This window comes from Streptacidiphilus alkalitolerans (genome assembly GCF_042511045.1).
Classification (GTDB): domain Bacteria; phylum Actinomycetota; class Actinomycetes; order Streptomycetales; family Streptomycetaceae; genus Streptacidiphilus; species Streptacidiphilus alkalitolerans.
In genome coordinates this window covers 52486-64756 of the sequence record NZ_JBHEZX010000004.1, presented here as the reverse complement: position 1 = coordinate 64756, position 12271 = coordinate 52486, and the positions used below count along the sequence as shown (strand labels likewise).

At 72.9% G+C, this 12271-nt stretch carries 11 protein-coding genes and 1 tRNA gene; 6 read left to right on the top strand and 6 right to left on the bottom strand.

Annotation, left to right across the window (positions count from 1 at the left end; genetic code table 11):
• Nucleotides 1–62: 62 nt before the first annotated feature.
• Nucleotides 63–1370: a hypothetical protein gene (locus tag ACEZDG_RS09885; RefSeq protein WP_380505657.1), complete on the bottom strand. Its 1308-nt coding sequence runs from the start codon at nt 1368–1370 to the stop codon at nt 63–65.
• Nucleotides 1371–1673: 303 nt separating this feature from the next.
• Here ACEZDG_RS09885 and ACEZDG_RS09880 point away from each other — a divergent pair, with 303 nt between their 5' ends.
• Complete coding sequence (locus ACEZDG_RS09880) at nt 1674–4820, top strand: Ig-like domain repeat protein (protein WP_380505654.1); 3147 nt, start codon at nt 1674–1676, stop codon at nt 4818–4820.
• Here the strand turns inward: ACEZDG_RS09880 and ACEZDG_RS09875 are convergent.
• The 3 genes from ACEZDG_RS09875 to ACEZDG_RS09865 are packed head-to-tail and all read right to left on the bottom strand — an operon-like array spanning nt 4804 to nt 6022.
• Nucleotides 4804–5247 carry a YkvA family protein gene (locus ACEZDG_RS09875; RefSeq protein ID WP_380505651.1) on the bottom strand — a complete coding sequence of 148 codons (444 nt, stop codon included), beginning with the start codon at nt 5245–5247 and terminating at the stop codon, nt 4804–4806. The genes ACEZDG_RS09880 and ACEZDG_RS09875 overlap by 17 nt on opposite strands.
• On the bottom strand, nt 5244–5693 hold the full coding sequence (locus ACEZDG_RS09870; RefSeq protein ID WP_380505648.1) for a ribosomal maturation YjgA family protein: 450 nt from the start codon (nt 5691–5693) through the stop codon (nt 5244–5246). The genes ACEZDG_RS09875 and ACEZDG_RS09870 overlap by 4 nt, the downstream gene beginning before the upstream one ends.
• Nucleotides 5693–6022 (bottom strand): chorismate mutase, encoded by a 330-nt coding sequence (locus ACEZDG_RS09865; RefSeq protein WP_380505645.1) that lies wholly within the window; start codon nt 6020–6022, stop codon nt 5693–5695. The genes ACEZDG_RS09870 and ACEZDG_RS09865 overlap by 1 nt, the downstream gene beginning before the upstream one ends.
• Nucleotides 6023–6134: 112 nt before the next feature.
• Between ACEZDG_RS09865 and ACEZDG_RS09860 the strand changes: the two genes are divergently transcribed.
• The 5 genes from ACEZDG_RS09860 to ACEZDG_RS09840 all read left to right on the top strand — a co-directional run bounded on the left by ACEZDG_RS09860 (nt 6135) and on the right by ACEZDG_RS09840 (nt 9922).
• Nucleotides 6135–6208: transfer RNA gene (locus ACEZDG_RS09860), tRNA-Lys, on the top strand.
• Nucleotides 6209–6370: 162 nt separating this feature from the next.
• Nucleotides 6371–7237, top strand: coding sequence for an ABC transporter ATP-binding protein (locus ACEZDG_RS09855; protein ID WP_380505642.1), 867 nt, complete (start codon nt 6371–6373; stop codon nt 7235–7237).
• Nucleotides 7234–8088, top strand: a complete 855-nt coding sequence (locus ACEZDG_RS09850) for an ABC transporter permease (RefSeq protein WP_380505639.1) — start codon at nt 7234–7236, stop codon at nt 8086–8088. Before ACEZDG_RS09855 ends, ACEZDG_RS09850 begins: the two co-directional genes overlap by 4 nt.
• Nucleotides 8085–9269, top strand: a complete 1185-nt coding sequence (locus ACEZDG_RS09845) for a sensor histidine kinase (RefSeq protein WP_380505636.1) — start codon at nt 8085–8087, stop codon at nt 9267–9269. Before ACEZDG_RS09850 ends, ACEZDG_RS09845 begins: the two co-directional genes overlap by 4 nt.
• A complete protein-coding gene (locus tag ACEZDG_RS09840) occupies nt 9266–9922 on the top strand; it encodes a response regulator (RefSeq protein WP_380505633.1) in 657 nt (218 codons plus the stop codon). The genes ACEZDG_RS09845 and ACEZDG_RS09840 overlap by 4 nt, the downstream gene beginning before the upstream one ends.
• Here ACEZDG_RS09840 and ACEZDG_RS09835 read toward each other — a convergent pair.
• Both ACEZDG_RS09835 and ACEZDG_RS09830 read right to left on the bottom strand, forming a co-directional pair.
• Nucleotides 9879–11681, bottom strand: coding sequence for a putative bifunctional diguanylate cyclase/phosphodiesterase (locus tag ACEZDG_RS09835; RefSeq protein ID WP_380505630.1), 1803 nt, complete (start codon nt 11679–11681; stop codon nt 9879–9881). The two genes, ACEZDG_RS09840 and ACEZDG_RS09835, sit on opposite strands and share 44 nt — an antisense overlap.
• Nucleotides 11682–11822: 141 nt before the next feature.
• Nucleotides 11823–12248: an OsmC family peroxiredoxin gene (locus tag ACEZDG_RS09830; RefSeq protein ID WP_380505628.1), complete on the bottom strand. Its 426-nt coding sequence runs from the start codon at nt 12246–12248 to the stop codon at nt 11823–11825.
• Between the last annotated feature and the right edge of the window lie 23 nt (nt 12249–12271).

Here is a 12271-nt window from a genome sequence, read left to right as displayed (position 1 = left end):
ATCCCGGCGCCGCGCGGAGGCCGCGCCGGGACTGGATGGTTCGCTGACGGCCGGTCGGCCGCTCAGTCGGCCCGGCGCCGGCGGCGGACCGCGCCGAGGACGACCAGGCCGGTCCCGGCGAGGGCGCCGGACAGGCCGAGCAGGGGCAGCGCCGGCAGGCTGCTGCCGGTGTCCGCGAGCGTGCTGCGGACATGCAGGGTGACGGTGTGCGAGATCAGCCGGCCCTCGCGGTCGCGGCTGACATAGGTGAAGCGGTCGTCGCCGACGAAGCCCCGCTCCGGAGCGTAGGCCAGCTTGTTGCCAGGCCCGACCCGGACCTTGCCGTGCTCGGGCGGGTCGATGATCTGGGGTTCGGCATCCCCGCTCGGACCGGGGCCGGGCGGAACCGGGATGACGAACCAGCCGCCGCTCACCGGGATCATCACCGGGGGCTGCGGCGGAGCCGGGATCGGGTCGCAGGTCAGCCTGAGGTCCGCGCCGGTGACGTCGCCGCCGTCGCTGGTGTCGGCCGCGGCGCTGACCGTGGACGGCGAGTAGCCGGCCGGAGCGGCGAGCACGGCGCGGTAGTCGCCCGGGGCCAGGTCGGTGAAGCGGTAGCTGCCGTCGGCGGCGACCGGCGCGGTCAGCGGCTTGCCGTCGGGCCCGGTGACCGCCTTCCCGCCGCTGCCCGCCCGGCGCAGCGTGACGGTGGTGCCGACCGGGGTGCCGCAGTCGGAGCTGACCGTGCCCCGGACGTCCGTGGCGAGCGAGGAGGTCCAGATCTGGTAGATGGGAATGCCGATCTGCACACTGAAGGTGAGCGTGACCTTGCTGACCGGGACGGTCGGCTGGAACCAGCCGGACGCGCCGTTGGTGTCGACGACGTTCCCGGTCAGCGTGGCGGTGTCCGGGTGCCACACCGGCACGTCGGTGAACGGGCCCGGGCCCACGCAGCTCGACGGCTTGGGGCTGTTGTCGCAGTAGTTGAAGGCTCCCTGCCAGCCGAGTTGGGCCGAGCTGAGCGGCTGGCCGCCGGCCCCGAAGGCCTGCACCTGGACCCGGTCGGCGTCCACGTCGCCGAGGGTGAAGGCCCAGGTCCCGGCGGGGGTCGGGGCGGCGAAGTCCAGCGTGGTCACCGAAGCGGACTGGCCCGACGCGGCCCCGATGTTGACATAGGGCCTGCCCTGCGAGCTGCCGTAGCGCTTGCCCACGGGGGTCGCGGCGCCGAGGAAGGCCGACTGGCCGGACTGGACCTTCGCGGGGCTGCCGGTGGACCGCACCGCGGCTTCGGGAAACCCGCCGAGCGGAATCTGCATGCTGCCGGAGCCGCCGGCGAGGTCCCAGGCGCCGTACACGGCGCCTGATCCCGGCGAGGGGGCCGCAGCGGCCATCGGGGCTGTCCACAGCACGAGGGGGGCGAGAGCGACGAGGGCGACACGAGGCCCGAAGGAGGAGTGAGGCACCGTCCCATGCTCGGCCGGGCTACCGGACAGGCTGTCAGACACGCCCGAATAATCAGGAAATTAGCTGATCCGGCGGAACGGCGTGATGCGGAACCGGTCCGGCGTTCACCCGCGCGTCGACTGTTCGAGGCCCGGCGTTGGCCCGCCCTCCCTACGGTGTGGCACGGCCCGCGGAACCCCACACCCCAGCCGCGCCCCCCTGTGTTGCACCCGAAGAGAGCGAGCCGCGGCATGAGCAGCCCGATCCGACCCCGCCCGCACCGGCTGCTGGTCAGCGCCGCCTGCCTGGCCCTGCTGGCCGGCGCCACGGCGACCGTCGGCAGCACCGCCGCCCGGGCGGACGACCCCGCGGCCGGCCCCGCCGCCGGAAGCACCTTCGCGGCCGGGGACGTCGTGGTCTACCGGGTGGGCGACGGCGGCACCGCCCTGTCGGGGGCCGGCGCCCCGGTGTTCCTGGACGAGTACTCCCCCGCCGGGGCGCTGGTCCGCTCGGTGGCCCTGCCGACGACCGGAAGTGGCGTCAACAAGCCGCTGGTGTCCAGCGGTTCGGGCACCTCCGAGGGCGGTCTCACCCTCTCCGCCGACAGCGACTACCTGGTGGCCACCGGCTACGACACCGCGGTCGGCACCACCGGGCTGTCCTCCTCCGCCGCCGCGGCCCTGCCCAGGACCGTGGCCAGGATCGACGCCTCCGGCACCGTGGACAGCAGCACCGCGCTGACCGACTTCGCCGACGGCAACAACCCGCGCAGCGCGGTCAGCGCGGACGGCCAGGAGTTCTGGGTCGGCGGCGCGGCCGGCGGTGTGCGCTACGCGGCGCTCGGCGCGTCCAGCTCCACCTCGCTGGTGGCGAGCACCTACAAGAACGTGCGGCAGCTGGCCATCGCCGGCGGCCGGCTCTACACCTCGGCCGACCCGACCAAGGCGTCGGTGACCATCGCCACCGTGGGGACCGGCCTGCCCACCACCGGTCCGCAGCCGGTCACCAACCTGCCCTTCGCCGCCCCGCCCACCGGCCCGTACAGCTACTCGCTGCTGACACTGGGCTCCGGCAGCGCCCCCGACACCCTCTACGTGGCCGACAACGCGCTCGGTGCCATCGTCAAATACGGTCTGATCGACGGGAGTTGGACTCAGCTCGGCTCGGTCGCGGTGCCCTCGGTGACCGGTCTGACCGCCAATGACGACCATGGCACGGTCACCGTCTTCGCCACCAGCAGCGGCTCCGCGGGCACCTCGGGCACCCTCTACCGGGTGACCGACGCCAGCGGCACCGGCGGCACCCTGGCCGGCAGCGCCACCGTGCTGGCCGCCACCCCCGCCAATGAGGCCTTCCGCGGGGTGGCGTACGCCCCCGGCACGGCCATCGGCAGCGGTGGCGGCGGCACCGGCGGCGGCCCGGTCACCCCGCCGCCGACCATCGGCACCCCGCGCAGCGGCCTGCCCGCCGCGCTGGGCGACCCGACCAACGCCACCCTTCCGGTCGAGGTCGGCGACCCCGACCCGACCGTGCCGGCGGACCAGTTGACCGTCACGGTGGCCTCCGCCAACCCCGCCGTCGCCCCGGCCTCCGGCATCACCGTGACCGGCACCGGCGCCGACCGGACGCTGAACGTCACCCCGGCCGCGGTCGGCTACAGCACGCTCACCCTGACCGTCACCGCCCCCGACGGCACCAGCGGCAGCACCCAGGTGCAGTACGGCGTCTCCGCGGACCTCGGCGACCCGAGCCAGCGCTACTTCTCCGGCGCGGGCAACGCCTCGGCCGCGATCGACGTCGGCGGCGGCTACATGCTGGTCGCCGACGACGAGAGCAATGTGCTGCGGCTCTACGACGAGACCCGCTCGGGCCCGCCGGTGCGCAGCTTCGACTTCACCGGCCAACTGCCCTCGGGCACGGCCGAGGCGGACCTGGAGACCGCCGCCCGGGTGGGCGACACCGTCTACTGGGGCGGCTCGATGAGCAACAACAGCAGTGGCGGGGTGGAGAGTTCCCGCAGCACCGTGTTCGCCACCACCATCACCGGGTCGGGCGCGGACACCCGGCTCAGCTACGTCGGCGGCTACACCGGACTGCAGAGCGACCTGACCGCCTGGGACCACGCCGACGGCCACGGCCTGGGCGCCGACTACCTGGGGCTGACCGGCTCGGTCCAGTCCGGGATCGGCGGCCATGAGAGCGACGCCCTGAACGTCGAGGGTCTGGAGTTCGCCCCCGGCAGCAGCAGCACCGCCTACCTCAGCTTCCGGGCCCCGCTGGAGCCGACCACCGACCGCCACCTGGCCCTGGTCGTCCCGGTCACCAATATGGACAAGCTCGCCGCCGACAACTCCGGCAGCGTCCACGCCGCCTTCGGGGCGCCGATCCTGATGGACCTCGGCGGGCTCGGCATCCGCGACATCCGCAAGAACGCCGACGGCCAGTACCTGATCATCGCGGGCACCGCCGACGGCGGCAACGACCCCTTCGTGCTCTACAGCTGGGACGGCGAGCCCAACGACCCGCCGCTGGCCACCGGCACCACGCTGCCGATCGAGCCGTCCCCTGCGAGCACCGGCAGCCAGGGCTCCTGGGAGACCATCGTCCGGGTCCCCGACCCGCTGACCCCGGGCGCCCCGCTGCAGCTGCTGCAGGACAGCGGTGACGTCGCCTGGTACGGCGACACCCACACCTCCAAGTCCGGGCTCGGCCCCGACCTGATGAAGAGCCTCGGCCAGACCTTCGACTACACCCCGGGCACCCCGCTGGGGACGACCACCACGCTGACCACCCCGGCCACCACCACCGCCCCCGGCGCGGGCCGGCCGGTCACCTACACCGCCACCGTGCACGGCCCCGCCGGAAGCCTCGGCACCCCGGGCGGAACCGTCAGCTTCAGCAGCGGCAGCGGTACCGGCGCGGTCGGCTGCGCGGCCGTCCCGCTGGACCCGACCGGCAGCGCCAGCTGCACGGTCAGCTACCCGGCCACCGGCAGCAGGACCATGACGGCCGGTTACAGCGGGGACGGCTCCTTCGCCGCGTCCTCCGCCGCGGACACGGTCTCGGTGAGGCTGGCCACCGCCGTCCAACTCACGGTCCAGCCGCAGACGGTGGTCGACGGTCAGCCGGTGGTGATCAGCGTCGGGGTGACCTCGGCCAAGAGCCTCGCGCTGCTGCTGGCGGGCGGAAGGGTCACCGTGACGGTGACCGACGCCAACGGGGTCGCCGTCCCCTGCCCCGGGCTGCTGCTGCCGGGCCTGGGCGGGCTGTGCGCGGTGCTGCCGGGTCAGCTGAGCGCGGCGAAGGGCCCGTACCGGGTCCGCGCGGACTTCGCCGGGAACCCGCAGTTCGCCGCGAGCAGCGCGAGCACCACCCTCACCGTCACCGCGAAGCGATAGCCGGAGCGGTGGGCCGGCCGCCGCGCTTCCACTCCACGTAGCGGCCGGACTCCCGCACCAGGCCGGTGCTGAACCACAGCACCACGGCGGTGTCGTCGGTCCAGCCCAGCACCGGGATGAAGTCCGGGATCGCGTCGATCGGGCTGACCACGTACAGCGCCATCAGCAGGAAGAAGCCGTACAGCTTGGCCCGGGAGAGCCCCCGGTAGCGGCCGAAGGTGACGTCCTTGACCAGGAACGGGGCCGAGGCCACCCGGCGCACCAGACCAGGTGCGCCGGGCCGCCGGGTCTCCCGGTACAGGCCCCAGGCGGAGCGGCCGACGGCCATCCGGTCCAGGTGCCGCCGCTCGGCCCCACCCGGGCCGGTCCCGCGCTGGTCCGGCAGGACGCGCTTACCGGATGTGCCGGGTGCAGTCGTCTTCTTCATGGCTCCCTCGCAGGCTGGTCGCTCCCCGCGGGGCCGATCCCCCCGAAGCCGGCCGGCTCGCGCTCTCGCCTACCCCGACCACCCGCCCGCACGCTACCGCGAACCGCGGTGTGCAGCAGCAGCGCGACGAGGGCGCCGACCGCGTACCAGAGCAGGTCGGTGGCCTGGAAGGTGGAGCCCAGCACCAGCCTGGCCGCCAGGCTGCGCCGCGACAGCTCGGCCGGCAGCGGGCCGAGCTGCGCGAACTCCACCGCCCAACTGACCGCCAGGGCCAGCCCCGCCGCGACCACCGGCCGGGTCCTGGGCGCGGCCAGCAGCACCAGCGTCCACACCAGCACGGTGTAGAGCGCGTCCCCCGCCCACGATCCGACCAGGGCCGGCAGCACCAGCCCGAGCAGTACGGTCCCGCCGGCCGCCAGCGCGGCCGTCCCCCTCGGTGGAAGCACTACACCCCCGCGATCCGCTCGTGGTGCCGGATGACCTCGGCGATGATGAAGTTCAGGAACTTCTCCGCGAAGGCCGGGTCGAGCCGGGCGTTCTCGGCCAGCAGCCGCAGCCGCTCGATCTGCTCCCGCTCCCGGGCCGGATCGGCCGGCGGAAGCCGGAACTCCGCCTTCAGCCGGCCCACCTCCTGGGTGCACTTGAAACGCTCGGCCAGCATGTGGACGATCGCCGCGTCGATGTTGTCGATGCTCCCGCGCAGGCGCGCCAACTCCTCCTTCGCATGCGCGTCCACCTCGTCCTGGCCGGTGTCTGCGGTCGTGCGCTCGGTCATGCGGTCCCCCGTCGGGCGGCTCGGTTCAGGGTCTTCGATCATGCGATGTCGCAGCCCAGGATACCGATTCGGCATTTGGCTCGGGATCATGTAATCTCTTCCAGGTCAGCACGCGCCGCTAGCTCAGTTGGTTAGAGCAGCTGACTCTTAATCAGCGGGTCCGGGGTTCGAGTCCCTGGCGGCGCACCCTGATTGACCTGCAGTTTTCGGAGATCTTCGGAAGCTGCAGGTCTTTTTTCATTCCACCCCCGAAGCATGCCCCGAGGCCCTTGTCCACCGTTCGGTGGACGGGCGGGATCAACCGTTCGCTGCTCATGGCGGGGCGGTCCCCGGCGGGAGTCTTGGGGCATGGGGACAGACACAGGCACAGCAGCGATCCGGGCCCGCGGGCTGCGGAAGGCGTACCAGGGCGTGGTCGCCGTCGACCAGGTCGACCTGGAGGTGCGGCGCGGCGAGATCTTCGCCCTGCTCGGCCCGAACGGGGCCGGGAAGACCACAACAACAGAGATTCTCGAGGGCTACCGCGACCGGGACGGCGGCGAGCTCAGCGTCCTGGGGGACGACCCGCAGCGGGCCGGGGCCGACTGGCGGCAGCGGATCGGGATCGTGCTGCAGCAGAGCGGCGACTTCGACCTGCTCTCGGTGGAGGAGGTGGTGCGGCACTTCGCCCGCTACTACCGCACTCCCCGCGACGTGGACGAGGTGATCGAGGCCGTCGGCCTCACCGAGAAGCGCCGCAGCCGCACCGGCCTGCTCTCCGGCGGCCAGCGCCGCCGGCTGGACGTCGGGCTCGGCATCCTCGGCAGCCCCGAGCTGCTGTTCCTGGACGAGCCCACCACCGGGTTCGACCCGGAGGTGCGGCGGCAGTTCTGGGAACTGGTCGGCGGCCTGCGCGACGGCGGCACCACGGTCCTGCTGACCACCCACTACCTGGACGAGGCCGAGCACCTGGCCGACCGGGTCGGCGTGATCAGCCGGGGCCGCCTGGTCGAGGTGAACACCCCGGCCCGGCTGGGCGGGCGGCAGCACGCCGGGGCGGTGGTCGGCTGGACCGACGCCGCGGGCACGCACACGGTCACCACGGCCGAGCCGACCCGGACCGTCCGGGAGCTGTCGGCCCGGTTCGGCGGCGCCGAGATCCCAGAGCTGACGATCACCCGGCCCACGCTGGAAGACATCTATCTGCGCATGATCGAGGGGGAGCACCAGTCATGACCGTCACCACCACGATGAACCCGGCCACCGCCCGAGCAGCCGCGCCGACCGGGAGCGCCCCGTCCGCGCTGCGGCTCGGGCTGGCCAGGGGCGGGCTGGAGACCCGTCAGTTCTTCCGCAACAAGGGCCAGATGTTCTTCACCTTCTCGATGCCGGTGGTGATGCTGCTGCTGCTCGGGTCCATCTACCGGGGCACCGACCCGGCCAGCGGGGTGAGCACCCAGCAGATCTTCACCACCGGCATGATCGGCGTCGGGATCATGGGCTCCAGCCTGCAGAGCCTCTCACTGCAGATCGCCGGGGAGCGCCGCAACGGCACGCTCAAGCGGCTGCGCGGCACTCCGCTGCCCAAGTCCTCCTACTTCATCGGCAAGATCCTGATGGTGCTGGCGTCCAGCCTCGGCCAGGGCGCGGTGCTGCTGGGCATCGGCCGGCTGTTCTTCGACGTCCGGCTGCCGGTGGACGCGGCGCACTGGCTCACCCTGGGCTGGGTGTACCTGCTCGGCGTGGCCGGCTGCTCGCTGCTGGGCATCGCCTACAGCAATCTGATGCGCGGCGCGGACTCCGGGGCGGTGGCCATGCTGCCGATGATGGTGCTGCAGTTCATCTCCGGCGTCTTCGTGATCCTCAGTCAGCTTCCGCATACGCTTCAGCTGGTGGCCTCGTTCTTCCCGCTGAAGTGGATCTGCCAGGGCATGCGCTCCGCGCTGCTGCCGCAGGCGTACGCGCAGGCCGAACCGGCCGGGGGCTGGGAGCACGGCCGGACCGCCCTGGTCCTCGCGGTCTGGGCGGTGGCGGGGCTGCTGCTCTGCCTGAAGACGTTCCGATGGAAGGGTCGCGAGGACGGATGAGCACCGAGGACGTGGCCGCGGCCGACGGCGGGACCGGCCGCGAGGACGACTGGATCCACAAGGTCTTCCTGATGTGGCACATCTGCTATGCCGTCCTGATCGTGGCCACCCTGGTCAGCCTGCTCGGCGACCGCACGGCCTGGCCCGCCTACGCCCTGCTCGGCGTCCTCGTCGCCGCCTACGCGGCGCTGCTGGTGCCGGGCCTGGCCCGGGAGTCGGCCCGGCTCTGCGTGGCCTACCTGGTGATCGCCCTGCCGGTCACCCTGGCCCTGGGTTATCTCGACGCCAACGGCCTGGTCATCCTCTACGCGCTCTTCCCGCAGCTCTTCGGCGTGCTGGAGTCGCGGCGGATCCGGATGCCGGTCATCGTGCTGCTCGCCGCAGGGGCGGTCGCGGTGGCCCTGCGGCACGAGGACCTGAGCACCGCACTGGTCCAGGTCGGGATCGCGCTGCTGGTCAGCCTGCTGATCGGGGTGTTCATCCAGGTGATCATGCGCGAGGCGGAGCGGCGCGGAAAGCTGATCGCCGAGCTGGAGTCGGCCCGCGCCGACCTGGACGAGGCGCAGCACCGGGCCGGGGTGCTCACCGAGCGCCAGCGGCTGGCGCACGAGATCCACGACACCCTGGCCCAGGGCTTCACCAGCCTGGTCATGCTGATCCAGGCCGCCGACGCGACGGTGGACACCGACCCGGCGGCGACCAGGAACCGGCTCGCCCTGGCCGAGCGCACCGCCCGGGAGAACCTCGCCGAGACCAGGGCGCTGGTCGCCGAACTGGCCCCGGTGGAACTGCAGTCCGCTCCGCTGGACACCGCCGTGCAGCGGATCGCCGCCAGGCTCGGCGAGGAGTTGGGCATCACCACCGAGGTCCGGATCCAGGGCACGCCCCGGGTGCTGCCGCCGGACGTCCAGGTGGTGCTGCTGCGGGCGGCGCAGGAGTCGCTCTCCAACATCCGCAAGCACGCCGGCGCCACCGCGGTGGACGTCCGGCTCAGTTACGACAGCGGTATCACCCTGGAAGTCCAGGACGACGGCAAGGGCTTCAGCGCCACCACCTCGAACAGCACCCCCCGCGGCTACGGCCTGCGCGGGATGCGGGCGCGGGTCGAACAGGTCCACGGCAGAGTGGACATCAGCAGTGCCCCCGGCGAGGGCACCAGGGTACGAGTGGAGATCCCGTGACGACGAAGAAGATCCGGCTGCTGCTCGCCGACGACCACCCGGTGGTCCGGGCCGGCCTGGCCGGGATGCTGGCCGCGGAGGACGACCTGGAGGTGGTCGGCGAGGCCGAGAACGGCGCCGAGGCCTGCGCGCTGGCCGCCGAACTGCGGCCCGACGTGGTGCTGATGGACCTGCGGATGCCGGTGCTGGACGGGGCCGGCGCCACCGCCCGGCTGACCCGGGAGCAGCCGGGGGTCCGGGTGCTGGTGCTCACCACCTACGACACCGACGCCGACATCGTCCGCGCGGTGGAGGCCGGGGCCAGCGGCTATCTGCTCAAGGACACGCCGCGGCTGGAACTCGCCGCCGCGGTACGGGCGGCGGCCCGCGGCGAGACCGTGCTCGCGCCGGTCGCGGCGGCCACCCTGCTCGGCCGGGTCCGCTCCCCGGCCGGGCCGCAGGCCCCGCCGGTGCTGCTGACCGCGCGGGAGACCCAGGTGCTGGCCCTGGTCGCGCTGGGCCGCACCAACGCCGACATCGGCCGGGAGCTGTTCATCGGCGAGGCGACGGTGAAGACCCATCTGATCCGGATCTTCAACAAGCTCGACGTGGACGACCGCACCGCCGCCGTCACCGTCGCGATGGGCCTGGGACTGCTGCCAGCAGCTCGGTAATGGCCTCCGCCGCCATCGCCCGGCCGAAGTGCCAGCCCTGGGCGCTGTCGCAGCCGGTGGCCCGCAGCAGGTCGGCCTGCAGCTGGGTCTCCACGCCCTCGGCGGTGACGGTCAGCCCGAGCGCGTGCGCCAGCCGGACCAGCGCGGAGACGATCTGCTCGTCCGCGCCCGCCGGGGTGCCCTCCTGGAAGCCCTCCAGGAAGCCGCCGTCCAGTTTCAGCACGTGCACCGGCAGCCGGCTGAGGTAGGCGAGGTTGGAGTAGCCGGTGCCGAAGTCGTCGATGGCGATCCGGACGCCCATCGCCTCCAGCGCGTGCAGCGCCTCCAGCGGCCGGCCGGCCGGGCCGAGCACCGCGCTCTCGGTGAGCTCCAACTGCAGCAGCCGGGACGGCAGCCGGGTCCGGCTGAGCACATCGGCGACGTCGGCGACCACATCGGAGTCCCAGAACTGACGCGCCGCCAGATTGACGCTCATAAAGAGCTCGGCCTCGGGGAAGTCCTCCAGCCAGGTCCTGGCCTGGGCGCAGGCCGTCTCCAGCACCCAGCGGCCGAGCGGGACGATGGCGCCGGTCTCCTCGGCGATGCCGATGAAGCGGTCCGGCCCGATCCGGCCGAACTCCGGGTGCTGCCAGCGCACCAGCGCCTCCACCCCGCGCAGGCTCGACTGCCCCGGCTCGCCCCGCAGTTCCACCAGCGGCTGGTACTCGACCACGAACTCGCCCCGCTCCAGCGCGGGCAGCATCGTGGTGGCCAGCATCTGACGGGTGGTCCGGTGCGCGATCCGCTCCGGGTCGTAGAGCGCCCAGTGCGCCCTGCCGTCGCTCTTCACCCAGCTCAGCGTGGCGTCGGCGTCCCTGACCAGCTCCACCGGGGTGGTGCCCGGGACCGGGCGCTCCACCACGCCGACGCTCGCGGTGGCCACCACCCGCTGCGCGCCCAGGTCGTAGGGGACGGCCAGCAGTTCCACCAGTTCGGTGGCCAGCGCCTTCAGCTCGTCCGGCCCGGCGCTGCGCGGCACCAGCACCGCGAACTCGTCCCCGCCCATCCGGGCCACCAGGTGGCCGCGGCCGGCGAAGCGCTGCTCCAGCCGTTCCGCGACGGCGACCAGCAGGTCGTCGCCGACATGGTGGCCGAGGGTGTCGTTGACGGCCGCGAAGCCGTCCAGGTCCAGGTAGCAGAGGCCGATCCGCTGGTCGGCCTCGGCGAAGGCCCCGGCCAGCCGGTCGAAGAAGAGCGAGCGGTTCGGCAGCCGGGTCAGCGGGTCGTGCATGGCCTGGTAGTGCAGCCGGTCCCCGAGCCTCCTGGCCTCGGAGACGTCCTCGACCATGGCCAGGGTGTACTGGGGTCGGCCGTCGGCGTGGCGGATCAGCGAGATGGTGATGTTGGTCCAGACGGCGTGGCCGCGCTGGTGCTTCAGCCGCTTCTCCAGCCGGAGCCGGTCCCGGTCGCCGTGCAGCAGCTCCAGGTAGGCCCGGCGCGGGTCGTCCTCCACGTCCAGCAGTTCGTGGATGTGCAGCCGCATCAGCTCGGGGACGGTGTGGCCGAGCATCGCGGCCAGGGCCGGGTTGGCCTCGATGATCCGGTCCTCGGCGTCGACCAGGGCCATCCCGATGCCGGCGTCGGTGAACGCGGCCCGGAACCGGCTCTCGCTGGCATGCAGCGCCTCGGCGAGCCGTACGGCGTCGCCGACGGGCCGCGGGCCCCCGTCGCCCCCGTCGTCACTGCCCCCGATGTCGCCACTACGCACGGTAGTGATCATAGGTGGCGGCTCCGCACCGGGCCACCGGCAGCGGAACGATTCACTCCTCCGGGGAAGGACCGGGGGCGCACGCACCCGCCCCACGCGCCGTGGCCCCCGCCGGAAGACGGGGGCCACGGTGTGGGACGGAACGCGCGGGGATCAGGCGAGGGCGGCCGTCAGCGTGATCGTGGTGCCCGAAAGCGCCTGGCTGACCGGGCAGTTGGCCTTGGCGTCCTCGGCCGCCTTGATGAAGCCGGCCTCGTCGAGGCCGGGCACGGTGCCCTTGACGGTGAGGTGGATGCCGGTGATCCCGGTGCCGGGCTGGAAGGTCACCTCGGCCTCGGTCTCCAGCTTGGTCGGCGGGGTGCCGGCCCCGGTCAGACCGTGCGACAGCGCCATCGAGAAGCAGCTGGAGTGCGCCGCCGCGATCAGTTCCTCCGGGCTGGTCTTCCCGTTGGCGGTCTCGGCGCGCGAGGCCCAGGTCACCGGGAACTCGGCGACACCCGAGGTGACGAGCGAGACATTGCCCTTGCCCTCGAGCAGAGAGCCTTCCCATTCCGTACGTGCGACGCGAGTGGTAGCCACGCTGGGTTTCCTCCTGGAATCCG